The organism is Hymenobacter elongatus (assembly GCF_004745955.1).
GTDB classification, from domain to species: Bacteria; Bacteroidota; Bacteroidia; order Cytophagales; family Hymenobacteraceae; genus Hymenobacter; species Hymenobacter elongatus.
The window spans coordinates 60055-83859 of sequence record NZ_SRLD01000002.1; the positions used below are offsets into that span (position 1 = coordinate 60055).

Consider the following 23805-nt stretch of genomic DNA (forward strand, 5'->3'; position numbering starts at 1 on the left):
CTCTTAGCGAAGCACTACTGGCTCTGGGTGGTCGGCGGCATATTTTTTCGCCTGTTCACGCCCTGCACCAAGTTCTTGACTAGCGCAAACAACAACAACAGGAACAGCAAGCCGATGAGTACACGCGGCCAATTGATATTTTTCATACAAGCGTATTACGGTCGTGGAGCTGATTGGCTGACATATGCCTGCACCCGCGTCTGGGCATTGCGGCGCAGATTCAGATAAAACAGCGAATAATCGGCGATGTGGAAGGAATGGCGCAGCTGCGGCTGACCGGGCAGCAGGAAGCGCGGGTAGCCCAGGGGTTTCGGCGGATGAATCCAGAGAAGGCCGTTATGTACTTTCGCATCGACTACAGCGGTATCGATACGGTTGAAGTTGAGGGGGACGCCGCCCAGGTTCAGGCGGCTCGCGGCGGCGCTGGTGTCACGCGTCCAGGTGAGCGGATTGGTGGCTATACCGCCGTCGAAGGGAGGATATTCGTTGCCCCACTCCACCGAGTTCCAGCCCACATAGCAGCCGGTCTGGGTAGAATCCTCACAAGGCCGCAGGGTTTGGTATTCGTCGGCTTTCACTTTGAAGCCGATAAGATAGGCCACCACCAGCTGCTTGCGCAGCTTAGCATCGTTGTCGAAGAACTCGTGGAGCAGGCGCGTGGCGTGGAAGGTACCCTGGCTATGGCTGGCAATGATGATCGGTCGGCCCTGATTATAATGGGCGAGGTAGTATTGGAAAGCCGCTTTGACATCGGAGTACGCCAGATTCAGGGCATCCTGGCCATTGGTGGTGTTGTCTTCGAAAAAGGAAAACAGCGTGGCCTGCCGGTAGCGCGGGGCATAGACGCGGGCAGCGGCATTGAACACCGTGGCCTGCTTGCGAATGGTGCTATTATCGGTGAACCGATTCAGAGCCGCATCGGCGAGGTCGGCATTCCAGGATTCGCGCTTAAAGAACGTGGTAGGATGCACGTAGAACACGTCGGCCAGGGCCTGCTGCTGGTTATCGCGCAGTGTGGTACCGCGCGGCACTACGTCAGCAGAGTCGCGGCGGGTAGGCTGGGCCGCCCAGTTGTCGGGCTGGGCGTAGTCGGGAATGGTGGGCGGCTGGTAGGCGGCAAACTGCTTAGCAGGCTTAATTACTTGCAGGCAGGCGCTCAGGCCACTTAGAGCCAACAGCACCAACACCACACTGATACACCGGTAAAACACGGAAATTCGCATTGGCAACAGGATAGAGAACACAAAAATAGCTCACGCAACCCGTTGCGTGAGCTATTTTCTTACTTGCACTAGGCAGGCTAGTCGGTAAACGTGTTTTCCAACAGCCGTTCCTGGCGCAGATACTTGATTTTATAGTTCCTGTCGAAGCGGACTCGCACCTGGGCGCGGGTTTGCTGGTGCTTTTGCTGCGACTGGCGGAAAGCCTGGCTTTTTTCCAGGAAGTTCACCATCCGCGACCCATCGTTGGCCACGTCTCCGATCTGAAGACTACCGGGCTCGATTTGCGTGGATGCCTCCAGGAATTCCGGAAAATGGCTGCGGCCCAACTCTTCGCTGATGGCTGCCGGCGTCGTGTTTTGCAGAGTATAGAACCGTTCGACTATAGGCGAAAAGTGTTGCGTAGCGCTGAAAGGCGCTGTTTTCAGGTCTTCGTAATACGCTTGCAGCGTGTTTTCAATCCGGGTTCGAATGGCGCTATCGTCGGCGGGAGTTTCAGCGGGTGTGACGACCGGTTCTGAGGCTGGCGCAGGAGCCGGGGTGGCACTGGCCGAATCGGAAACCGGAGCCGCCGCTGGGGGCAGAGCCGGTGCTACGCGCACAGTTTCGGGGGCGGTGGCGGGTGGCAACTCGATTGTCTCGGCTTGCGGGCCAACTTCCGGCGTAGTGCTCAGGCTGTCTTGCTCGGTGCGGGTGGCGCTGCTCAGGTGTTCCGACTCGCGGTTGCCGAGCGTGAGGTAAGCAATGAGGGCCAACAGGGCCAGAATACCGCCCACAATGAGAATGGTAGACAGCGGACTACGGGCCGGCGCTACGTACACGGCATCTTCCTCCTCTTGCGGTACGGTTTCGGCCGCTTCATAAGCCCCGGCAGCAGCACTCGGCGACGCATCCGGCCGCCCCGATTCGCGCGGGTGACTGAATGTATCGGAAGGCGCGGCTGGCGGCACCCACGCCGGAGCAGGGGGCGTAGGGCGCGGCAAAATGGGCGGCAGCATAGGATCTTCGACCGGCGCGCTGGCCGTAGCCTCGGGTATGGCTGGCGCGGACGGCGCGGCAACTACGGGCGGCGTTTGCTCGCTAAACAGCAGCTTGCGCTTGAGCGTCTCAAACTCGGCGGGCGTAATAGTACCGGCATCCAGCCACTCTTTGAGCTGGCGAAGGGTATCGAGGGGCGAAGGGTCTTTTTCCATAAAAATCAGCTGGGCAGGTGGTGAGCAGCTGGCTTATTTACGGTCCAGAGCCGACAGACGGTCACGGCGCTTTTGCAGCTGCACTTTGCGCAGATCCATCTGCTGGGCGTTGGTGACGAGTTTCACCGAGTCTTCGCGCGACTTCAGGGCATTGCTGATGTTGGTTTGCTTTAGGGCTTCAATGCGGGCCAGGTTGCTGGTGGTGTTGGCGTCGAGGCTGGTTCTTTCTTTCTCGAGGCGCTCTTTTTCCTTCTCCGCTTCCTTGAGCTGCTTCTCGGCTTCGGCAATTTTCTCTTTGTACGCTTTGAGGCGGGCTGCGCCGGCAAAGCTCTGGGACATACTGCGCAGGGCCGCGAATTCGGTCGGGGTTTTGTCGGGGTTCAGAAACGTGTCGGGGCCGAAAGCCGCGAATACCGACAGCTCCGAGGTAGTATCGGAAGGCGAGGTGATGAGGGAATAGAAGTCGATTAGCTTGCCCGACACGCTGGAAGCAGGCGTTTGCTTGGCCACCAACACATCTTTTTTGCCGACGCCAAATACTCCGTCGCCTTTCAGGCGAATGTTGTAGGTATCCTTGAGCCACGACTGCCAAAAGTCGCGGGCCCAGGCGGCGGTGCCTTCTACCTGCACTTTCACCGCGGCGCGCTCCTTTTTCTCAAAATTGACGCTGCTGGTACGGGCGTCGTAGAGCTGGGCGCGGGCCTCGGAAAACGACAGCGTGGTAAGGGACACAAGCAGAAGGGCGGAAAACAGAAATTTCATGGTCAGAAAATCAGGCTACTGGAAAATCGGGGAAATGGCAGGCAACAGGCCGTTAAATATCGTGCCGGTCGAAGGCGGCTTGCAAATCCTGGCGCATGTGGGTGAAGCGCAACACAGCAGCCGCAATAAACGCATCGTCGAGCAGGGCCCGCACATCGGCCTCACTCGTCACATCCATTTCGCTCACCTTATAGGTTTGCTCCAGCTGACCTTTTTCGAGCTTGATGAGGTATTTCCCGTTCCAGGAAAAGAGGGTGATTTTGGCTTCCGGATGCGGAATATCGGCAAGCTGGCGCATGGCGGCGGGGGTTAGCAGTAGTTGGCCGGGCGAAGATAGGCAGCAAGGCCCAACTCCCTTCCGGCCCGCCGCTACCGTGTCGCTACCCATGGGGCCAGCCTGGTTCCCCACCGCGTCCCTGCGTCTTATGACCACCCCTTTCCGGCTTCCGCGCCGGAGCGCCGTCAGAACGCGCTTGCCAGCACTTAGAACCTATCCGAGTAGGCTTTTAACGTACGGTGTGCATGATGGCGTAGAGCGAGGCGAGGGAAATGACCGCCCACAGCAGTATGGCCTGCACAAAGGGGCGCACCCCAACTGAGCGCAGCACCTGGGCCGAAAGCCCGGCCCCAATCAGGAACAACGTCAGCGTGAGGCCAATTTTGGCCAGCATCACCGCTACCGGGGCCACGGGCCGCAAGGCGGGCACGTAGGTGTTGAGCAACATTGCGCCGATGAAGCCAAGTATAAAATACGGCAGCTTGAGCTTGGCACCGGGGGTTTTGAACAGAAAAGCCGTGCCCAGGGCCACCGGGATTATCCAGAGGGCGCGGGCCAGCTTCACGGTGGTGGCAATCTGGAGGGCCTGGTCGCCGTAGTGGCTGGCCGCGCCCACCACCGAGCTGGTATCGTGGATGGCAATGGCGCACCAGAGGCCAAACTGGGTCTGGCTCAGGTGCAGCTCGTGACCCAGGAGCGGGAAAACGAACAGCGCCACGGAATTCAGGATAAATACCGCCCCCAGCGCCACCGACATCTGCGACTCATCGGCCTTCATAACCGGGCCCACGGCGGCAATGGCGCTGCCGCCGCAAATAGCGGTACCGCTGGCAATAAGGTGGGACGTTTTGGGGTCGAGGCGCAGCCAGCGGCCTACAAGGTAGCCCAGAACCAGAGTGCCGCAGATAGAAGCAATAGTGAACAGAATGCCTTGCCGCCCGGCCTGCACGGCCGCGTGGGCATTCATGCCAAAGCCCAGCCCGACTACCGACCACTGCAACAGCTTACTGGTAACGCGCCGGCTTTGGGTCTGAAACGGGTTGCCGATGCCCAAAGCTACCACTAGCCCCAGCAGCAGCGCCAGCGGCGGCGACCCTAGCGGTGACACGCATACCAGCAGCGCCAAGCCAAAAATCAGCTTCTGGGGCGTAAGGCTAACTCCCATTACCACCAGCGGCTGCCTCAGAAAAGCCGAAAAGGCACTGCGGGAATCTTCGGGCTGCGAGAGTACGGGGGGAGAATGGGGGGAAACTTTCATGGGCGGAGCAGCAGCAACAACTACCCCAAAAGTACGCTGACCTCTCTCCTTTCGATAATCAAAATTGATTATCACCAATAACTTAAAGTTATACTACTCGATAGTGAACTCCTGCTGCGCATACAGTAAAAACCGGCGGGCCGGCAGCGCCAACGGCTGGCCCTGCAGCCAGACGGCCTCAAACTGCCGCGTCAGAGACAGGTTTTCCACGGCCACTATTTCCAGGCGGCCCGCTGCCACTTCTTTGTATAAGGCCCGCTTCGACACAAACCCCAGGCAACTTGCCGCCGCCTCCAGATACGACTTGATGGCCTCTGTGTTGTCGAGATATAGCGCTACCTGCAAGTCGGAAATCTTGGCTTTGTGGGCCCGCAGCGCGAATTCCAATACCTCCAGTGTGCCCGAGCCCCGCTCCCGCAGCACCAACGGGTGATGCAGCGCTTCGGTCAGCGGCATGGGCTCGCTGGGGGGGCCAGCATCGGTGGCGCGGCGTACGGCCACTACCTCATCATCCAGCAAGGGCTCGTAGTGTAAGTCGCGGTTTTTTACCTGGCCTTCCACGAAACCCAGATCGATGTGGCCGTGGAGCAGGGCCTCGGCAATCTGCTCGGAGTTGCCATTGTAGAGCGTCAACTCAACGTGGGGGTAGCGGGCCTGAAAACCGGGCAGAATAGGTGGCAGCACGTATTGGGCCAGCGTGGTGCTGGCGCCCAGCCGCAAGCGACCGGCCGCTTCGGCGTGCAGCCCGTGCAGCTGATCGGTGAGCTGCTGGTGCAGCACTTCCACGGCATCGGCGTGCACTAGCAGCAGGCGGCCGGCCTCGGTGAGGCTGACCCGATTGCCACGCCGCTCAAACAGCCGCTGCCCGTAGCTGCGCTCCAGCTCCCGAATATGCTTGGTAATGGCGGGCTGGGTAACGAATAGCTCCTGGGCCGCTTTGGTGAAGCTCAGGTGGCGGGCCACCGACTGAAAGACGCGCAGACGAAAATCGGGCATGAACGCAAGGTAACGCGCCCGGCGGTTTGGGCGGGCAGAGCCGCTAAATAAACGAGGCCGGCCACCGAGTAGGCAGAGTTTCTCTACCTTTCCTGAGCAATCCTTTTTTCTGCCTTTTTCCATGACAAAACCACTCCTGACCGCGCTGGCGCTGCTCCCCCTGGCCACCGCAGCCCAACAAAATACCCTCACGCCGGAGAAACTCTGGCAGCTCGGCCGCCTGGGCGAAATGCAGGTATCGCCGGATCAGAAAACGGTGGCTTTTACCGTAACCCGCTACAGCCTGGGCGATAACAAAGGCAGCGCCGATATCTACCTGGTGCCCGTGGCGGGAGGGACCGTGCGGCAGCTTACCAACACGCCTGCCTCGGAAAATACGCTCAACTGGCGGCCCGACGGCAAGCTGACGTTCCTCTCGGGGGAGAGCGGCACCGACCAGCTCTACGTGATAGGCGCTGATGGCTCGGGCAAGCAGAAGCTCAGCGAGTTTGCCGACGAAGGACTATCGAACCTGAAATACGCACCCAAAGGCAATTTTATTCTCTACACCCAGGACGTGAAAACGGGTAAAGAGGTGAAGGATTGGTATCCGGACCTGCCCAAGGCCGATGCCCGCCTTATCGATGACCTCAACTACCGGCATTGGAACGTGTGGGACGACTACAAAGCCACCCACGTCTTTTTCCAGCCCGTGGGGGCCGATGGCAAGCCCACCGGCTACGGTAAGGATGCCATGGCCGGGGAGAAGTTTGACGCGCCCCTGCAGCCGCTGGCGGGCTCCGAGCAGCTGGCTTTCTCGCCCGATGGCTACTCGGTGGCGTACACCTCGCGCAAGCTCACGGGCAAGGCCGAAGCCGAAAGCACCAACTCCGATATCTACCTCTACACTATTCGGGATGGCAAAACCGAGAACCTGAGTCTGGGTCTGGAGGGCTACGATACGGAGCCGGCCTTCTCGCCCGACGGCACCAAAATAGCGTGGCTACACATGGCCACGCCGGGCTTTGAGGCCGACCGCAACGGCATCGTGGTGTACGACTTTAAAACCAAAAAGCGCGAGGACATCACCAAGGACTCCGAGCAGACGGCGGGTAATATCCGGTGGAGCGCCGATAGCAAAACCATTTATTTCAACGGCGTTTTACAGGGTACCGACCAGATCTTCGCCGTGCCGGGCAAGGGCGGCAACATTCGGCAGCTCACGAAGGGCGCGCAAAACTACAACGCCTTCGAGCTGGCGGGGCCCACGACGGCCATAGCCAACAAAACAACCATCAGCAGCCCGGCCGACCTGGTACGGGTGGACCTGAAGACCGGTAAGGAAACGCCCCTTACGACCATCAACCGCGAGGAGCTGGCTGGTGTGACGATGGGCAAAGTGGAAAACCGCCGCGTAACGACCACCGACGGCAAGCAGATGCAGGTCTACGTCATTTACCCGCCCGACTTCGACCCCAGCAAGAAGTATCCGACCCTACTCTACTGCCAGGGTGGCCCGCAAAGCCCGATTACGCAGAGCTTTTCTTACCGCTGGAATTTTCAGCTCATGGCCGCCAACGGCTACATCATCGTGGCCCCCAACCGGCGCGGCCTGCCCGGCTTCGGCACCGAGTGGAACAACAGCATTTCGGGCGACTGGGGCGGCCAGCCTATCCGCGACTACCTCTCCGCTATTGATGCCGTAAGCAAGGAGCCGTTTGTAGACAAGGACCGGCGCGGCTGCGTAGGTGCCAGCTACGGCGGTTACTCGGTCTACTACCTGGCTGGTAAGCATGAGGGCCGCTTCAAAACCTTCATTGCTCATGCCGGCCTCTACAACCTGACCAGCTGGTATCCGAGCACCGAGGAAATGTTCTTCGCCAAGCACGATATCGGAGCCGCGCCCTGGGATGCTACCCCGCACAAAAGCTACACCGACTTCAACCCCCAGAAGTTCGTTGGCCAGTGGGACACCCCGATTCTGGTGATTCACGGCGGCAAAGACTTCCGCGTGCCCGAAGGCCAGGGCATGGAGGCCTTCGGCACGGCCCAGCTGCGCGGCATTCCGAGTCGCTTCCTGTATTTTCCCAACGAGGGCCACTGGATTCAGAAGCCCCAGAACGCGGTGCTCTGGCAGCGCGTGTTTTTCGACTGGCTGGGCCGCAGCCTGAAGCCCGAGACCCAAGCGGTGAAGTAACGTAGGCACTGCTTTTCCAACGCTCATCTTCCGCGTGAAGGTGAGCGTTTTTTTGGCGGCTGTTGCCTGCAGCCGGGTATGATGCGCCGCTGCGCTGGTCAGCAAAAATGCATTATACAGCCATTCTGTTGTAAGTTTAGTCGTCGCTATCCTAGCCGCTCCGCTGTGCTCCTTCGCTTATTCACTCTGTGTATCCTGTTATGGGGCGTATCGCTGCCCGCTCTGGCCCAGCCGGAGCTGCCGGAGCTGCCGCAAGCAATGCTCGATACACTGTATTTGGAGGGTGAAAATCATACGCACGTTTCGGAAGCCTACCGCTACTACACCGAGCCGTTTTCGGTGGCCCCGAGCCCGGAGCGGGCCGATAGTCTCTGGCGGGCCGGGGCTTTCCAAACCGGCGTCTGGCACCGGGCGCTCAACCTGGGCTTTCTGCACCAGCGCGTCTGGCTGCGCATCGCCGTGGCCAACACCTCGCCCCAGCGCAGCCGCTACGTCTGGAGCATTTATAACTTCACCGACAGCGCCACGCTGTATTCCCGCACCCAGCCCGGCGGGCCGTTTCGCCAGGTAGCTTCCAGCTCGTGGGCGCTGGCCAGCCAACGCACGTTTCCGAGTCGCGCCGTGGGGCTGCCATTTGTGCTCGAAGCCGGGCAGCGCGCGGTGCTCTACCTGCGCGTCGACCACTATGCCGGGGCGCTGTACTTGCCCACCTACATCGAAACTACCGAGCAGTCGTTGGCCGCGGAGGTTGAAGCGCCCTTTGTCCGCCACTGGATCTGGCTGCTGGGTTTCTACGTGAGCAGCGCCTTTTTCAACCTGGTGCTCTTCGCCTTCCTGCGCGACCGTATCCACATCTGGTACGTGCTCTACGTGCTGTGCGTCACGCTTTTCCTGCTCATGGAAGACGGCTTTGACGCCTGGGTGCTGCCGGCGGGCTTCTACCGCCTCATCTGGTCGGTGGGGCAGTTTAACCTGATGCTGCTGGCAGCGGCCTGCGGAGTCCGGATTATGCAGCTGTTTCTGCGCCTGCGGGCCGGGTGGCCACGCCTCTACCGCGCCGGCAACTGGATTGCCGGTACGGCTGTGGTTTTTGTGGGCGTGTATGCCGTGGTATTTCCGCTGGCTATCCGGGCGGGCATCACCTATCCCGCCGTGCTGAACGCGGCGCGGGAGGCGCTGCTGCTGCTGGTATTTGCCTACGGCTGGGTGGTGCTGCTCAATGTGCTGCTCTCGCGCCGCCGCCAGCTGGCGGCCTACTACGCCCTTACCTATCTTTTCTTCTTTATTGGGTTCATACTTTTCTGGCTCAATCATCTGGGCCTGACCAACTTCAGCCTCGTGAAACCCAACGCGCTGGCCTGGGGCCTGGTGCTGGAGCTGGTCGTGCTCAGTGCCCTGCTTACGGGGCGTTTTCGTCACACGCTACGCCAGAATGAGAAGCTGCGCATTCGGCAGCTGCGCCAGCGCAATGCCCAAAGCGCCCGCCTCATTGCGGCCCAGGAAGAAGAGCGGGTACAGCTCGCCCGCGAGCTGCACGACGCGCTGGGCCCCAACCTGGCCGCCCTGCACATGGCCTGGCAAGGCCCGGCTATGCGCGAGGCGCTGGCCAGCTCGGCCGCAGCCATGGCCGTGGCGCATCATACCGAGCTCCTGCTCCGCCACCTGCGCGACGAGGTGCGCACCTACAGCCACACGCTACTACCGGTGCAGCCGGGCGCGGGCACACTGGCCGAATCGGTGGCGGCGCTCGGCGAGCTGCACAATATGTATGGCAACCCAACGGTACGCACCTATTGTGGAGCTGGCCTCGAACAGCTCGCCGCCTCCATACAGCAGGCCGCCTACCGCATTGCGGCCGAGCTGCTGAACAACGCCATCCGCCACTCCCGGGCCACCGAAGTGTCGGTGCAACTGCTGCGCCACCCGGCCGAGCTGGAGATATTGGTGGAGGACAATGGCCAGGGATTCGCCGAACCCACCGCTGGCAGCGGCATTGGTCTGCGGGGCGTGCGGGCGCGCACCGACTACCTGCGGGGCCAGGTCTACATCGACAGCTCACCCCACGGCACGAGCATCGTGGTACGAATACCCTGCTGAAAACTTTGCGCTAACAATTCTCCCCGTTTTCTTATGCCTATGTCCTCCGCTCCGTGCCGCCTGCTTATCGTCGACGATCATCTGATGCTTACCCAAAGTCTGGCGCTGCTGCTGGCGGGGCACGCTGATATGACGGTGGTAGCACAGCTGGCCTCGGGCGCGGAATTACTGCGTTGGCTGGCGGCGGCTCTGGTGCCAGTGCCCGCCGATGTGCTGCTGCTCGACCTGCACCTGCCCGTTCCCGACGGCCTTACGCTGCTGCCCATTGTGCAGCAGCAGCACCCCCAGCTACGGGTTCTGGTCTTTAGCACAGCAGCGGCTCCCGACCTGATTGAGCGCGTGGCGGCGGCAGGTGCGGCGGGGTTCCTGCCCAAATCGGCGGATGCCGGGCAGCTGCTGGCAGCCATCCGGAGTGTGCATGCGGGCGAAAAGGTATTTCCACTGCTGGCCCGGCCAGTTGCGCCCGGCGGCATTGAGGCCACGGAACCCCTGCTGCGCCTGCACCGACTGTCGCCACGGGAGCGGGAGGTGGTGGGCCTGATTCGGACGGGCCTCACGACACGCGACATTGCCGACCGGCTCTCCCTATCCGAATTCACGGTGGGCACCCACCGCCGCAACATCATGCACAAGCTGGAACTGCCCAACATGGCCGCCCTGCTACAGTTTGCCTTCGACCACGGCCTGTGAAAAAGCAGCCGATGCTGGACGAAAAGCCAAGTTAAGAATGCTGATTTCCGGGTCCTGCTTGACTTGGCGTGTGCTTGTCGCAGCATGACGTGGAAATGGCAGTAACTGAAAACGCTGATTTGGCACACAAAGACTGTCATGCTTCATCTGGTATCCGCTTGCCGAAGCATGACGTCCGACAGACTTCCTAAACAGCTTCATTGTTACCTACACACTAAGCCAGAATAGCATCGGTGGCTTTACCGATGTCGCTGCTCACTTTCTGGATGAACTCCAGCTGCTCGCGTAGCATATTTTCGTCGGGGGTTGGGGCGGGCTTGGGCAGCGCTTCGGCTTCTACGGCCAGAAACTCCGTAGCGGGTTCCGTAGCCGAGGCGTCCAGCTTTTTCAGACTCCGGGTGAGGGCAGCCAGGGCCAGGCGCAAGGGCTTGCGGGTGGCCGGAGCCAGCGGCTGCCGGGCAGCGGCCGAGGTGATGGACGCAATATTGGAGGCCAGAATATGATTCAGCACCACGAACTCGTGGACTTCGCTGCTGCTGCGCTGCTTGCTTTTGGGCTCCGACAGCATGCGCTGAAACGCAGCCGAAAGGTTGGCGGAGCTGACGTATACTTCCTTTCGAACCAGCTTGTAATCGGTTTGCCGGAACGCCACGCCCGCCAGACTTTCGGCCAGCTTGTGCAGGTATTTGCTGTTGGCCCGCAGCACGTCGCGCATGAAGTCCTCCAACTGCTCCGATTCCCACTTCGGAAACAGCAGATAGCCGGCCGAAAAGGCAATGGCGCACCCGATAAGCGTAGCAAGTATGCGCTCCTCAATAACAGCCAGGTAGCCCACGCCCATCAGGCTGAACATAATAAGGATGAAAGGCGTGAGGCAGGTGACGGTGACAATGTAATTGGTACGCTGAAAGCTGTAGGATATTACCATCAGCACCACCATACACACGATTTGTACGGTGGTATCCCGTAGCAGCACCAGGATCAGAACTCCGATGATGCCACCGACCAGCGTGCCCAAAATCCGCTGGTAGTTGCGCTCCTTGGTCAGGCTGAAACCCGGCTTGAGCATGTAGGTGGTCGTCATCAGAATCCAGTAGCTGTGGTAGCCCGGAACCAGCAGCTTGGCCGCTAGGAAGCCCACGGAGCAGGCCAGCATCATCCGGATGGCGTGGCGGAACACCGAAGAGCTGAAAGTGAGGTTGTCGCGGATGGACTTCAGGTCAAATTCCTTGTGCGACACGAAGCGCGCTATTTCCAGCTCCCGGCCCTTCGTCTGGCCCGCCGTAGCTTCGTCGAAGTAGTGCAGGATGTCGTTGACGCGCTGGGTGAGATTACGCAGGTTTACCAGAATCTTCTTCAGCACCAGGCTGTGGCCCGCCGCACCCTGCTCGCCAATAGCATCGATGCGGGTTTTCAGGGCTTCGAGCTGCGCTTTCAGGTTGGCGCGGCTGGTGTAGGGCCGGTTGGCCTGAATGGCCACGCCGATATGGTCCAGCTCCACGGCCATGTGGCGAATGAGGCGGGCAATGTCGGCCAGCACGCCGGTGTGGCCAAACTGGGTGCGTAGCGCGGCATAGTCGTAATAAGTGGCCGTGATGTGCTCGTACAGGTCCACCACATCAATGAAGGTGACTACCAGCCGCTGCCCCCGGTTCGTGGACTCATTCACGAGCTGGCGGCTTTTGAACAGCACTTCGCGCACGGCATCCTGCTTCTCACTCACGATTACCTGCTGGGCAATCAGGTGGCGGTAGTCAGCCTCCAGATTGGTTTCGAGGCTGTAGAACTCGGCTTTAATGGTCAGAAACTGAGCTACGGCGTGGATGCACTGGGCCAGCGCCTGCCGAGCGGCCCGGTGCGGCCGCACCTGGTGCAGCAGCAGGCTCAGTACCATATACCACACGCCGCCGGCCAAGGCCAGGGCGCTGTCGGGCACCAGCTGCGCCAGCGTCAGGGGCGTGTCCATTCGCAGGATCATGATGAGCAGCGCCGCCGACCCCAGCGCGCCGGCCCGCGCCCCATACACCAGCAGCATGGTGAAGACGAAGCTCAATACCGCTACCTGCACGCCCAGTAGCCAGTTGGAGTGTTGCGCCAGCCCAGTCAGGATGGCAACCAAAAAGATGCACAGGTTGCCGTAGAGCATACCGTTGCGCTTGTGCGCAATGGGACCGGGCAAATCGGTGATGCTGATGCACACCGCCCCGATAGACATCGTGAGGCCGGTTTCGAACTGCCCCAGCTGCGCAAAGACCAGCGCGGGCAGCAGAATGGCGAAGGTGATGCGCAAGCCGTCGGAAAAATCCTGCCCAAAGAAGAAGTAATGGATTTTTCGGGTTTGCTCGTTCATTGCGGTGTCGTAGGGGGCCAGTTGCTGGTATCGGCCCTTATACGGCAAACAAGGTAAGGGCTGTTGGCAATAGGGCCGAGCGGCCGCGCTGGCTATTCGTACCAGGTGGCAGCCCACAGAAAGCAGAAAGCCTCCCCGGCGGTTGGGGAGGCGTTTCCAAAAATAGCTAGTGTCGGCGCACTAAGCCGCGTCGGAGTGCTTCCGGCGCACGTTGGAGTGGTGATGGTGTTGACAATACTTTTCGGCATCCAGCAGCGTACGCACGATGGGCACGCTCAGGGTGGGAGCCAGTGCCAGCAGCTCTTGCTGAGTTTCGGCGCTGAGGTGGCACAAAATCAGGCTCATGCCGTGCTTGGTCAGCTTGTGGTAATAGTAGGTGAGCAGCTCGGCCGCGTCGGAGGGCAGGTGGTGCAGGTGGCTACAGTCGACCCACACGCTGGACTTGCCGCTACGGGCAGCCCGGCTCAGCGCCCGGTCCAGGGCATCGTCCTTGTAGTCGGTGGAGGGTAGCACATCGTCGGCCAGGATAAGCAGGTAGCTTTCCGGCAGAATCTCACGATAAACTTCCATGGAGTAAGGTTGTAGAATGAGTTGCGGGTTTGGCGGAAGGACAAGAAAAAGAACGGGGCGGAGCGGGAAACCAACAGCAGTTGAGGCGACCAAAAGGGCCACGGGCACGAATAGCGGCTGCGCTGGCAAATGCCGGTATCTGAATACGCTTTCCCCAGAAAATAGTACGTAATGGGCAGCACTATTTTCAGTTGTAAGACGCTCATTATGAAACCGATAGTTTCATACTCATAGCCTGGCTTCGATTATTGCAATTTCCTCATCCCACCCAGCAGGCATCTTATTTCAGCCCTTAAAACCTCAAAAAACCGGAAGCATTGCTTGCTGAGCACCACTCTATAGCACAGCTCGTCCGCTACCGGTTGCTACCAATAGCCCAGGGCTATATTTTTAACAATCTATGTATTATAACAAACTCATGGCCCAGCTCAAGCAGGCCGCCAGCACATCACTATTGAGGCTGTATGGCCAGTAGCGCTTGGGTAGTATTTGCCTTCTTCGAACGTCCTATCGAGCAACGCGAGACGTCTCGCGTTGCTCGACAGAACGTTCAAAAAGCCTTCAGGACTGCTTTTCCGATTACTGCCCACACACCCGCTAGTACAGGATATCGTCGATGGGTTCCAGGCGCGCCGGCAGCTCGGTTTCGCCCAGCATTTCGCGCAGGTCAATTTCAATCGTGCGGCACAGGGCCGTCATGGGTACGTCGTTCATCTGGTTGTCAAACGGATTCTCACTGATGTGGCCTACCACCTCAATCGTATTGAAAACCCAGGATACGAGCACTGAGAAGGGTATCGTGAGCCAGACGTGCGTGGGCCCCAGCTTCGCGAATTCGCCCAGCAGACCCAGCGGCAGCAAGGCAATGAACAGCCAGACGAAGACGTAGCTGAAAAAGGCGTACTGCCGGGGAAAAGGCGTATTCTTGATTCGCTCGCAGCCGCCCTGCAGGGTGTAGAGCTCCTCCAGGGTTTCGACCATCGACACGTGCTGGAAGTCGTTGAGCAGGCCGCGCTCCTCGCGCAAAAACCGCAGCTCAGCCGCCTGCTTGCGTAGCAGCTGCGTGGCCGGGTTCTGCTTGCGGCGCATCGTCTCCGACTCCTGCGCATCCAAAAACGGCGCTACATCAGTGTCCCAGAGCTCGGGCTGGTGCCGCAGGGTCAGGCGCAGCGCGTTGCACCACGCTATGTGCCGGTACACCAGCGCCTGGTGGCGGTGGCTCAGCTCGCCGGCGCTGGCGGCGGGAGCCTGCACCCCGGGAGCATCCACGATGGAAGTCACGTATTCCAGGGACTTTATGGCCCAGGTTCGGCTGGCATTCACGACGCCGCCCCACAGCTGCCGCCCTTCCCAGAAGCGGTCATAGGAGCCATTGTTTTTGAAGCCGATGTAGAACGAAACCGCAATGCCCAGCGTGGCCAGCGGCTGCCACGGAATGGCAATAAACTTCCACCCGACCACATCATACAGCAGACAGATGCAGGTCGAGTAGAGCGTAAACAGCAGCACACTGCGCCAGGCATATTTCCAGATAACGCGCCAACGAATATTTTCGCGAATGTACACGGGAGGTGATTTGGTAAAATGGTAAGCTAACGGACGAGCTGGTGTCAAACCGCGCCCCTACGACCGGGGCCGCTTCCCCTTACGGACACGCAGGCCCGGTGGCCGATAAGAAGGTGCTTCGGAGCATCTTCTTATCGCACATCAATCCCCATCAGCTGCATGAGCTTGCTGGCGTTGAACTCGCGGCACTGGCCGGGCGTGAGGTGATAGTCGAACCGGATTTCGTCGCCCTCAATGGTGCTGTTGAAGCTGTAGTTGGTCACGGCTCCGGGTAGCTCCTCGGCCATAGCCGCCAGCTCCAGGTCGTGGGTGCTGACGAGGCCGCTGGCCGGGCGCTGGTGCAGCTGCCGGATCAGGGCCTGCGCGCCCCGGTGCCGGTCGCGGGAGTTGGTGCCCTTAAGAATTTCATCGAGCAGATAGAATACGGGCTGGCCGGTGGCCGTCAGCTCCAGCAGCAGGCGCAGGCGCTTCAGCTCGGCATAAAACGAGGAGGTGCTTTCGGCCAGGTTGTCCTGGGTGCGCATGGCGGTGTACACCTGCGCCGGAGCCAGCCGTAGCCGCCGGGCACACACCACGGCCCCCGCCTGGGCCAGCACCATATTCAGGCCGATAGTTCGCAAAAACGTGCTTTTGCCCGACATATTCGAGCCCGTGATAATGCCGGTATGGCCCGCGCCCACGGTACTGAAATCGTTGGTGATGCGACGGCTGGCGAAAATCAGTGGGTGCCCCAGCTCCTCGGCCGTCACTTCCAGCGGAGTGGGGCTCAGCTCGGGCACGGCATAGTCGGGGTTGGCTACCTGGAAGCCGGCCAGGCTCACCAAGGCTTCCAGCTCGGCTCCTACTTCCAGCATCGCGTCGAGGTGGCCGCCGAGGCGGGCTTTCCAGCGTTCCAGCAGCCACATACAGCCCAGGTCCCAGAGCAGGATGTTGTTGAAGATGGCCGCTACCAACGGACTCTCGCGCAGTGAAAACAACCCCGTAATGCGCGACAACTGCCCAATGAGCACCGAGGCCGGCTGGTGGTCGGCGCTGGTGTGGAGGGTAGCCTGCAGCTCGCGGAGGCGGGGCGAAGTCCAGTCGCGGGCTTCAAACCAAGCCAGCTGATCGTGGTAGGCCCGCATGGCGTCGCGCATGGAGCTGCTGTGCCGGAAATACTCGCCCCGCGCCAGCCGAAACACCGCGTTCAGGCTGCCCAGCACCAGCACCGCCACCAGCACCGGCCGCGCCGAGTAGCCAACGAGCCACAGCACCACGCTGGCCAGGGCCAACGGTGGCAAAAGCAGCAGCAGGGCTTTAAGCCAGGCTTTGCCCTGAAAGAAGTCGGGCTGCCGCAGCCACTCCGTGAAGCGCCGCGGGTCGATGTCCTGCTTGGGGTAGTGCCGGGCGCGGGCCTGCCACTCCTGCTGCCAGGCCACGTCGGGTGCCAGCTCGGCTACCGCCTGCTGGCGCTGTGCTATTACCGTGGGGGCCGCGCCGGCCAGCAGCCAGCCCGCCAGCCAGTCGTGACCCAGGCGCGAGGTGGCACGGTTGAGCAGCTGGTAGAGCGAATGAGGACCAAATACGTCCAGGTCGGCGGTGTAGGGGTGCGCGGGGTCGAGGTAGCGCGTGCCGGGGTCGAAGGCCCCCAGGTTACCCTGCAGCCGGCTCAGCTCGTCCTGATTGAGCTGGGCCAGCAGGCGGTAATGCTCCCGCTGGTACCCGACTTTGCGGTGCCAGTGCACCAGCAGCAAGAAAACGGCGTAAGCCAACGCTACTACCGCAAAAGCAGCGCCCAGCTGCCGCTGCGAAAATAGCCACCATACGGCCGCGCCGCTGGCGGCAAAGGCTACGACACGCAGCCAGGCCACGGCGCGGTGCCTGGTGGCAAAGTAGCTTTCCCGCGCGGTGTGGGCCGCCAGGTTTTCAGTGAACAGCTCGGCCGGAGCAACGGTAAGCGGACGGAAGGCAGATGGTAGAGGCACGACGCAAAAAAGGGTGAGCGTGTCAAAAGTAACACGCTCACCCGCCCCGATTGTTGTACCGGTTTCAGTTACCGTTCAAAGCGCACCGCCAGGTAAAAATTCCGGCCGCTGGCGTTGATGCCCGACGCGAACGGCCGGTAGCTCTGGTCGAGGATGTTTTCCAGGCCCGACTGTATGCTCCAGTTTTGGGTAATCTGGTAGGTAGTGCGCAGGTTGAACGTCTGCCAGCCCAGAGCGCCCACCGGCGTGTTCTGAATCAGATTGTCTTCGCCGGAAGGGCTGTACTCCGCGACGCCCTTGCGGCCATTGAACAGCACGGAAGCTTCCGCCGTCAGCTTGCGGTGCTGATACGATATGGCCCCACGGCCATGCAGCGGCGGAATATGATCCAGCGGCACGTCGGTACTCAGGTCGCGGCCTTTGGTATAGGTCACGGAAGCCTGCCCGGTGAAGCGCGGGCCAATAGCGCCGTTGAGCCGGCCACTCAGGCCATAAATACGGGCGCGGCCGGTATTGGTGTTGGCCACTGTGGCGAACGTCTGCCCATTGTAGACGGTGGTGGTCTGCCCGTCGGGCATGGTGAAGGGGCGCACTACCACGGCGGCGGTCAGCGTGCTGTAAAAGCCCGTGACGGCTACGTGCAGCTTGCCGGGCAGCGTATTCGACACCTCGGCTTCGCGGTAGAAAATCTGCTCGGGTTTCAGGTTGGGGTTCGGCACGATGAGGGTGCCGTTGTTCTGCTCAAAGGTCTTACCCACGTCGTCCAGGTTGGGGTTGCGGAAGCCGGTCGACAGCAGCCCACTCACCCGGAAGCCCGCCGGCAGCATCCAGACCAGCCCCAGATTGCCGTTGAGCGACGAGGAAGACTGGTCGGAATTCAGCACGCTGGACTTGAAAAACTCCGGGTTGAAATTCGCCCGCAACCGCACCGCGCTGAAGCGCAAGCCGTCCGAGAGAATCAGCCGGGGCGTAATTTCCCAGCGGTGCGAAGCGTAGGCCCCCGTAGTAGCGTAGGTCGAGCCGTTGGGGTAGCGGGTGGCAATGAGCGTGGTTTGTCCGGTCAGAATGTTGGCCTGACGGCCCACACTCTCCACGCGGTTGTGTGTGGCCTCGGCCCCGTAGCGCAGCTCATGCCGCCCGATTTCCTTGAACAAATCCAGATTGACCGACCCGATGCGCACGTCCTCCAGGTTTTCGTTGCGCAGGTCTTTGCCAAAGTCGCGCACCAGCCGGCTTTCGGCTACCTGCTGCACGGCGGGCGTGAAGCGGACCATGTCGAAGAAGCGCGTGGGCCGCGAGTATTGGTATTGGTAGCTGGCAAAAAACCGCTGCTGTGGGCCATAGCTCCATTCGGCGTAGCGCAACGCGCCGTTGCGGTAGGTTTGCAGCCGGTCGTAGCGAGGCACGTCCGAGGTGGTCGAGTACTGCAGGTTCAGGGTGTGTTGCTGGCCGGCGCTGGGCTGGTAAAGTACTTTTTGCAGGATATCGAGCTGCCGGTAGCCCGACTGCCGCTGGATATTCGGATTGTCGTTTTCTACCACCACATCCTTGCCATCCTGGCGCTCCACGTAGCGCAGGTTGTCGCCGAAGCCGGGAAACGACTGGTAGCCCCGGCGGCCCTTGCGCAGGTCGTCGAAGTCGGAGGCGGTGATGCTGGTGAATAGGCCAATTTTCTGCCAGCCCAAGCTCAGGTCGGTATGCAGCGTTTTCTCGTGGGCGGCGGTGCCGTAGCGCAGCAGGTTGCTAGTGTGCACGCGGGGCCCAGTAGCGGCGCTATCGGCCAGCTTGGGGTTCTTGGTCAGGATGCTGATAACGCCGCCCAGCGCGTCGGTGCCGTAAATTACCGAGCCCGCGCCGCTCAGGATTTCGATGCGTTCCACGGAATTTGCGTCGGTGCTCAGAATATTCTGCAAGTGGCCGGCCCGGTAGATGGCGTTGTTCAGCCGCACCCCGTCCACGACCAGCAGAATCTTGTTGGCCTCGAAACCGCGCAGCACCGGGCTACCGCCCCCAAACTGGGATTTCTGCACAAACACCTGCCCGGTATTCACCAAGGCTTCGGCCGTATTCATCGGGTTTTGCAGCCGAATCTGGGTGGCCCGCAGCACGTCGATCTGCTGGGGAATATCGGCTTTACGCTCCTGCACGCGGTTGGCAGAAATAACTACTTCATCCAGCCCAATGATGCGCAGCGTATCGGGCCGGCCCACCTGCGCCCGCGCCTGACCCAGGCCAACCAGGCTGATCAGTACCAACAGCAGCGTTTTCTTCACGAGCTTCTTTTTTCTGACGCTTGGCAACAATCTATTTTCCCTCTCCTACTACCGCAATACACTTCAGCTCGATGGCAATGGGCGTGGGCAGGCAGTTCACTTCCACTGTGGTGCGGCAGGGCTGGTTGTGCTGAAAGTACTCGGCATAGATCCGATTGTACGCGGCAAAGTCATCCTTCATATTCGTCAGAAAGACGGTCACATCCACCAGGTCCTCCCAGCGCGAACCGGCCTCCTCCAGAATGTAGCGCACGTTGGCAAATACGGCGTGGCACTGGCTTTCGAAATCGTAGCGCCGGATTTCGTTATCTTCCGTCAGCTCGACGCCGGGAATGGCTTTCTGGCCGCGCTGCCGGGGGCCTACCCCCGACAGAAACAGCAGATTGCCCACGCGACGGGCGTGCGGATAAAGTCCCACGGGCTCGGGAGCCCGGGAGGAATTGTGCGCGGTAGAGGTTTCGTCAGGTTGCATACCGTCAAAAATACCGAATTCAAACGCAATTCGTACCTAAATCGTCCGTTTTTGAGCTGGTGCGGTTGTTGCATTTTGCCGGAGCTGTTCCCCTTAACCCTGCTGTAATATGTTAATCACCATTCGCCGCCTCATTCTGCTCCTTGCGCTAAGCGCCGCTTCCCTTGCCACCGCCCAGGCCCAGCAGAAGCTGAAATACCCCAAAACCAAGCCCGACGAAATCTACGATGCCGTGGCCAAGCCCGCCGTGCCGGTGAGCGGCCTACAGGGCTATGCCGACTACCTGGAGAAAAACCAGCAGTATCCTACCGCTGCGCTGCAAGGGGGCCAGTCAGGCACCGTAGAGGTAACGTTCGTAGTCGAAAAGTCAGGCAGCGTATCCTCCCTAGCGGTGAAGACACCAGTGTCGCCGGTGCTGGATGCCGAGGCCCTGCGGCTGATAAAAGGCGGGCCCAAATGGACACCGGCCGAAAACAAAGGCGCCAAAGTGCGGCAGCGGGTCACGATTCCGATAACCTTCAACCTGCCCCTGGGTGCCGGCGGCCCCGCCCCCATGACGCTCGACCGGGAGGAAAGCAAGCCGGCAGTAAGCGCCACCGGCCTCACAGTAGTGAAGGCCGATCAGCCCGCCCGGCCCGTGGGAGGCACCGACGCTTTTTTCGACTGGCTCCAGAAAAACCAGCGCTACCCCGCCCTGGCCCGCAAAAAGAGCGTGCAGGGCAAAGTCATGGTCGAGTTCATGGTGCAGAAAGACGGTTCCCTGACCGATGCCAAGCTGGTGAAGCGCTTGGGCGCGGGCTGCGACGAGGAAGCCCTGCGCCTCATTAAAGCCGCCCCCAAATGGGAGCCCGCCCTGTATCAGGGGCAGCCGGTAAAGCAAAAGATGGTTCTGCCGGTTCTCTTCCACTTACTCTAAGACTCTGACCCTCTTCCGGCGGCAGCTACGGCGCATTCTGTAGCACTGCACAAGAACACGGCACCTTTCCGGCTTGGGTGTAGTCGTGCCGCCTACTCGCTCCTTTCTTCTACCTGCTTCCTATTCGTTTCGTATGCTTGCCCCGTTGCCGCTCCTATCCGCCCCGCCGGTTGCTCTTCTTCCCGCGCCGCCCGTTGCCGGCCCGCTGACCATCTGGCCGTATCAGGCGCGCTTTCAGCAGGCTGCCCAGGCTATGGCCGAGGGCATTTTTAACGCCATCGATGAGGATCTGGAGCCCCGGGTGCTTCTGATTGGCATTCCCATGGAACAAGGCAAGCAAACCGAGTTGATAGTCTGCCTGGAGCCGACCGACTGCGGCCTCGACTTCCAGAGCTTCGGCCAGGTGCTGGCGCGGGGCCGGGAGCTGCAAGGCACCGAAAACTGGCCTTCCTCCGACCGGGAGCACATGACGGAGGAAACCATTCGACGGCGCTACCACGGCCTGGGGCTGCGGCTGGCTATTCAGGAAGCGCTGGACGCGGTGCCCGGCAAAAGTCAGTTCTTTGCCGGCTGGCCCATTCTGATCGGCAAATATTACGTCATTACGGTGCTGCAGGTCAACCGCAAGGCGCTGCGGGTGCACCAGTCGCTGCAGCCCGACCGCTACTACACCGATGGCCGGCCGCTGGCCCCGTCGCTGGTGCTGTCCACGGTTTTGCGCTTTCATGAGGAGTGCGTCAAGTCCTTGACGGAGCCCGAGCCGGGCTCCGGCATGCTCGTGCGCCCCCGCGACACCGACGAGCTGGTGCGGGCCGCTGGCAAGCTGCTCATGGATACGCCCGCTCAGGCGCTGGGCATCATTCCGTCCACGGCCAAGCTGTTTGCCACCTGCAACACCATTTCGTCGTTGCGCTACGAGGGTGCCGAAGGAGTGGGGAAGCTGCTGCTGGGCCACCGCCGCCACCCCAATCTGGAGGAAGTATTTGCCCTCACCTGCCCCACGCCCCTCACCGACTACCGCGCCGTGCGCAAGCTGCTGGAAATGACCACGGCCGACGTAAGCCTGCTGGCCGATGGTGAAAACGTGTATGCCCTAGGCCGCATGGTAGGCACCTACGACGCCAGCCGCGAAGATCTGTTCATGATCAACTTCGTGACGCACTACGCCTGGGAGTTTCAGCACGATGGTAAGGTACTGATGCGCAGCCACTATGGCCAGCCCAGTCTGCCACGCCCGCGCCTAAACCGGGTCAACTTTCGCAAAGACCTGCGCCGCATCTTCGCCCTCACCGACCCAGTAAAAGTAGAGCGCCTGTGGGATGTAGTGCTCGAAGCCAGCCGCCAGAAGCACGGTACGCTGGTCGTCGTCACAACGGAAGCGCTGGCCGAAGCCGACCGTCTCAAGCTGCAATGCACCCTTATCGAGCCCGTGCCGCTCACTCCGCTCATCACCCGCCTGGTTACGGCCATCGACGGGGCCGTGCTCGTCGATCCGGAATCGTATTGCTACTCCATTGGTGTTATTCTCGACGGCAAGGCGTCGGGCCACGGCACCAGCACCCGCGGGGCCCGCTACAACTCGGCCATCCGCTACGTGGAAAGCAGCCCGTATCCGTGCATGGCCATCGTCGTCAGCGAAGACGGCTTAGTCGATGTCATTACCAAGGACAACCTGCACGAGCGGGAGTAGTCAGAGGTCCGGAAAACGAGAAAAGCTTCAACGCCCATCAGGGTGCTGAAGCTTTTTTGTTGGGTCTTCGCTGCCAACTGTCAGCTTGCCCGAGCTACCGCCCGGCTGACGCGGCGTCCTACTGCTTTTTGGCCCGAAACGACCAGGTGATGCGGAATACAGCCACGGTATCACCGCTTTCATCGATGCCGGTGCTGGTGCAAACCACGGTGCGGCCCTCGCCGGTGGCGCGGCTTTCGGCAATAGCCTGAGCAATGCGCAGGCCGTCTTCGCTGGTAAAGGCAATCAGGCCCACGGCTTTTTTGGAGAACTCCGCTTCCATGCCTACCACCAGCATCGACACGGGCGCGCCGCTGCTGGTATTCATCATGGCAAGCACCCCGCTGGCCATTTCGGCGGCCATGCTCAGGCAGGCGAAATAGATACTGCGAAACGGGTTTTTGGTCAGGTACTTAAACGGCACCGTCACCGTAGCCCGCGCCGGCGTGATTTCCCGTATCCGCAACCCAGCCAGGTAGGCCATCGGCAAGCTGCGCAGCATAAACAGACGCAGCTTTAGCGGGTTGGAAATTGTGCGGCGGAAAGCGGCGGCCTGGGGCATATCGGTGGGCACGGGCACCAGGGAAGCAGTTTCGGAAGGTAGCATAAGCAAGGCCGGAGAAGACCGGAGGCGGAAGTTAGGGCTTTTTGGGCGAAGCCCGCCGCCCCGACTGGCCCGGTGCCGGCTTGGCAGCCGGGTACACTTTTAGCTCCTGATAGGTCGAAACCGGGTCCAGTTCGCGCCGAAAATCCAGCTCTTCCAGCACGCCGACAACCAGCTCCGCCGTCGTATACACGAGGTTGCCATCGAGCAAGTGCCCGCCTACGGTGCGCCCGGTGGAGTCGGCCACCGCGAGGTGCAGATGGCTGCCATTTACGGAGAGCGTACCCACCAGAGACACAATTTCAAAGTGGCCCTTGTACACGGTGGGGCCGTTTTGGTTAGCCAGCCGCAGCGTCGTCGTCGTCAGGCTACCCACGCAGGTCACGATGGCAGCAGCCTTGAGCTGGTGCTGCTGCGTGAAGGCCGCGAGCTGCTGCCGTAGATCCTGACCTGGCCCCAACCGCAGCGCGTACGTGCGCATCGGGGAAGACAACGCAACCGGGGCGGCGGTAAGTGACATGGCTTGTTGGGCTACGGCGGCTGAAGTGGTCAGCGCCAGGATGAGCAACGAAACTACAAGACGCATTAAGGCGTGGCAAAAGTGAAGCCCTGCGCCGCATCGGAAGAAATAGCGGCCGCACGGGCCGGCAAGAATAAGCAATAAAAAAAGAGCCGGCGGGGCCGGCTCTTTT

At 60.8% G+C, this 23805-nt stretch carries 20 protein-coding genes; 5 read left to right on the forward strand and 15 right to left on the reverse strand.

Annotated features, from left to right (window positions below; genetic code table 11):
- Nucleotides 1–14: 14 nt before the first annotated feature.
- The 7 genes from E5J99_RS21975 to E5J99_RS01675 form a co-directional block, all read right to left on the reverse strand.
- Nucleotides 15–146 (reverse strand): hypothetical protein, encoded by a 132-nt coding sequence (locus tag E5J99_RS21975; RefSeq protein ID WP_262712957.1) that lies wholly within the window; start codon nt 144–146, stop codon nt 15–17.
- A 9-nt stretch (nt 147–155) separates the two neighbouring features.
- Nucleotides 156–1223, reverse strand: coding sequence for a DUF3089 domain-containing protein (locus tag E5J99_RS01650; RefSeq protein ID WP_135495980.1), 1068 nt, complete (start codon nt 1221–1223; stop codon nt 156–158).
- Between the two features lie 77 nt (nt 1224–1300).
- Nucleotides 1301–2413 carry an SHOCT domain-containing protein gene (locus E5J99_RS01655; protein WP_135495981.1) on the reverse strand — a complete coding sequence of 371 codons (1113 nt, stop codon included), beginning with the start codon at nt 2411–2413 and terminating at the stop codon, nt 1301–1303.
- 33 nt (nt 2414–2446) lie between these two features.
- Nucleotides 2447–3175, reverse strand: coding sequence for a hypothetical protein (locus tag E5J99_RS01660; protein ID WP_167851931.1), 729 nt, complete (start codon nt 3173–3175; stop codon nt 2447–2449).
- A 52-nt stretch (nt 3176–3227) separates the two neighbouring features.
- Nucleotides 3228–3473 (reverse strand): hypothetical protein, encoded by a 246-nt coding sequence (locus E5J99_RS01665; protein WP_135495983.1) that lies wholly within the window; start codon nt 3471–3473, stop codon nt 3228–3230.
- Between the two features lie 208 nt (nt 3474–3681).
- Nucleotides 3682–4710 carry a YeiH family protein gene (locus tag E5J99_RS01670; RefSeq protein WP_245318666.1) on the reverse strand — a complete coding sequence of 343 codons (1029 nt, stop codon included), beginning with the start codon at nt 4708–4710 and terminating at the stop codon, nt 3682–3684.
- Nucleotides 4711–4803: 93 nt separating this feature from the next.
- A complete protein-coding gene (locus E5J99_RS01675) occupies nt 4804–5706 on the reverse strand; it encodes a LysR substrate-binding domain-containing protein (RefSeq protein WP_135495984.1) in 903 nt (300 codons plus the stop codon).
- Nucleotides 5707–5827: 121 nt separating this feature from the next.
- On the opposite strand from E5J99_RS01675, the gene E5J99_RS01680 reads away from it, so the two are divergent.
- The 3 genes from E5J99_RS01680 to E5J99_RS01690 all read left to right on the forward strand — a co-directional run bounded on the left by E5J99_RS01680 (nt 5828) and on the right by E5J99_RS01690 (nt 10669).
- A complete protein-coding gene (locus tag E5J99_RS01680) occupies nt 5828–7882 on the forward strand; it encodes a S9 family peptidase (RefSeq protein WP_135495985.1) in 2055 nt (684 codons plus the stop codon).
- Nucleotides 7883–8047: 165 nt separating this feature from the next.
- Nucleotides 8048–9979, forward strand: a complete 1932-nt coding sequence (locus E5J99_RS01685) for a sensor histidine kinase (RefSeq protein ID WP_167851932.1) — start codon at nt 8048–8050, stop codon at nt 9977–9979.
- Between the two features lie 39 nt (nt 9980–10018).
- A complete protein-coding gene (locus E5J99_RS01690) occupies nt 10019–10669 on the forward strand; it encodes a response regulator (RefSeq protein WP_167851933.1) in 651 nt (216 codons plus the stop codon).
- 214 nt (nt 10670–10883) lie between these two features.
- On the opposite strand, the gene E5J99_RS01695 is transcribed toward E5J99_RS01690, so the two are convergent.
- From E5J99_RS01695 to E5J99_RS01720, 6 genes are all read right to left on the reverse strand, one after another.
- Nucleotides 10884–13019 (reverse strand): FUSC family membrane protein, encoded by a 2136-nt coding sequence (locus tag E5J99_RS01695; protein ID WP_135495988.1) that lies wholly within the window; start codon nt 13017–13019, stop codon nt 10884–10886.
- A gap of 180 nt (nt 13020–13199) precedes the next feature.
- The gene (locus E5J99_RS01700; RefSeq protein ID WP_135495989.1) at nt 13200–13589 is read right to left on the reverse strand and encodes an STAS domain-containing protein; all 390 of its coding nucleotides are present in this window, start codon (nt 13587–13589) and stop codon (nt 13200–13202) included.
- 597 nt (nt 13590–14186) lie between these two features.
- Complete coding sequence (locus E5J99_RS01705; protein WP_135495990.1) at nt 14187–15155, reverse strand: bestrophin family protein; 969 nt, start codon at nt 15153–15155, stop codon at nt 14187–14189.
- Between the two features lie 131 nt (nt 15156–15286).
- On the reverse strand, nt 15287–17119 hold the full coding sequence (locus E5J99_RS01710; protein WP_245318667.1) for a MutS-related protein: 1833 nt from the start codon (nt 17117–17119) through the stop codon (nt 15287–15289).
- A 68-nt stretch (nt 17120–17187) separates the two neighbouring features.
- Nucleotides 17188–19392, reverse strand: coding sequence for a TonB-dependent receptor (locus E5J99_RS01715; RefSeq protein WP_167851934.1), 2205 nt, complete (start codon nt 19390–19392; stop codon nt 17188–17190).
- A gap of 31 nt (nt 19393–19423) precedes the next feature.
- The gene (locus E5J99_RS01720) at nt 19424–19864 is read right to left on the reverse strand and encodes a RidA family protein (RefSeq protein WP_135495992.1); all 441 of its coding nucleotides are present in this window, start codon (nt 19862–19864) and stop codon (nt 19424–19426) included.
- Between the two features lie 109 nt (nt 19865–19973).
- Here E5J99_RS01720 and E5J99_RS01725 point away from each other — a divergent pair, with 109 nt between their 5' ends.
- The gene (locus E5J99_RS01725; protein WP_135495993.1) at nt 19974–20780 is read left to right on the forward strand and encodes an energy transducer TonB; all 807 of its coding nucleotides are present in this window, start codon (nt 19974–19976) and stop codon (nt 20778–20780) included.
- A gap of 133 nt (nt 20781–20913) precedes the next feature.
- Nucleotides 20914–22470, forward strand: a complete 1557-nt coding sequence (locus E5J99_RS01730; protein ID WP_135495994.1) for a DNA integrity scanning protein DisA nucleotide-binding domain protein — start codon at nt 20914–20916, stop codon at nt 22468–22470.
- A gap of 118 nt (nt 22471–22588) precedes the next feature.
- Here the strand turns inward: E5J99_RS01730 and E5J99_RS01735 are convergent, their stop codons facing one another.
- Together E5J99_RS01735 and E5J99_RS01740 are read right to left on the reverse strand one after the other, a co-directional pair.
- Nucleotides 22589–23116 (reverse strand): DUF4442 domain-containing protein, encoded by a 528-nt coding sequence (locus E5J99_RS01735; RefSeq protein ID WP_245318668.1) that lies wholly within the window; start codon nt 23114–23116, stop codon nt 22589–22591.
- A gap of 31 nt (nt 23117–23147) precedes the next feature.
- Nucleotides 23148–23699, reverse strand: a complete 552-nt coding sequence (locus tag E5J99_RS01740) for a PPC domain-containing DNA-binding protein (RefSeq protein WP_245318669.1) — start codon at nt 23697–23699, stop codon at nt 23148–23150.
- Between the last annotated feature and the right edge of the window lie 106 nt (nt 23700–23805).

Coding starts and splice junctions, on each gene's coding strand:
- E5J99_RS21975 (WP_262712957.1), bottom strand. CDS start 146: ATGAAAAATATCAATTGGCCGCGTGTACTCATCGGCTTGCTGTTCCTG.
- E5J99_RS01650 (WP_135495980.1), bottom strand. CDS start 1,223: ATGCGAATTTCCGTGTTTTACCGGTGTATCAGTGTGGTGTTGGTGCTG.
- E5J99_RS01655 (WP_135495981.1), bottom strand. CDS start 2,413: ATGGAAAAAGACCCTTCGCCCCTCGATACCCTTCGCCAGCTCAAAGAG.
- E5J99_RS01660 (WP_167851931.1), bottom strand. CDS start 3,175: ATGAAATTTCTGTTTTCCGCCCTTCTGCTTGTGTCCCTTACCACGCTG.
- E5J99_RS01665 (WP_135495983.1), bottom strand. CDS start 3,473: ATGCGCCAGCTTGCCGATATTCCGCATCCGGAAGCCAAAATCACCCTC.
- E5J99_RS01670 (WP_245318666.1), bottom strand. CDS start 4,710: ATGAAAGTTTCCCCCCATTCTCCCCCCGTACTCTCGCAGCCCGAAGAT.
- E5J99_RS01675 (WP_135495984.1), bottom strand. CDS start 5,706: ATGCCCGATTTTCGTCTGCGCGTCTTTCAGTCGGTGGCCCGCCACCTG.
- E5J99_RS01680 (WP_135495985.1), top strand. CDS start 5,828: ATGACAAAACCACTCCTGACCGCGCTGGCGCTGCTCCCCCTGGCCACC.
- E5J99_RS01690 (WP_167851933.1), top strand. CDS start 10,019: ATGTCCTCCGCTCCGTGCCGCCTGCTTATCGTCGACGATCATCTGATG.
- E5J99_RS01695 (WP_135495988.1), bottom strand. CDS start 13,019: ATGAACGAGCAAACCCGAAAAATCCATTACTTCTTCTTTGGGCAGGAT.
- E5J99_RS01700 (WP_135495989.1), bottom strand. CDS start 13,589: ATGGAAGTTTATCGTGAGATTCTGCCGGAAAGCTACCTGCTTATCCTG.
- E5J99_RS01720 (WP_135495992.1), bottom strand. CDS start 19,864: ATGCAACCTGACGAAACCTCTACCGCGCACAATTCCTCCCGGGCTCCC.
- E5J99_RS01725 (WP_135495993.1), top strand. CDS start 19,974: ATGTTAATCACCATTCGCCGCCTCATTCTGCTCCTTGCGCTAAGCGCC.
- E5J99_RS01730 (WP_135495994.1), top strand. CDS start 20,914: ATGCTTGCCCCGTTGCCGCTCCTATCCGCCCCGCCGGTTGCTCTTCTT.
- E5J99_RS01735 (WP_245318668.1), bottom strand. CDS start 23,116: ATGCTACCTTCCGAAACTGCTTCCCTGGTGCCCGTGCCCACCGATATG.
- E5J99_RS01740 (WP_245318669.1), bottom strand. CDS start 23,699: ATGCGTCTTGTAGTTTCGTTGCTCATCCTGGCGCTGACCACTTCAGCC.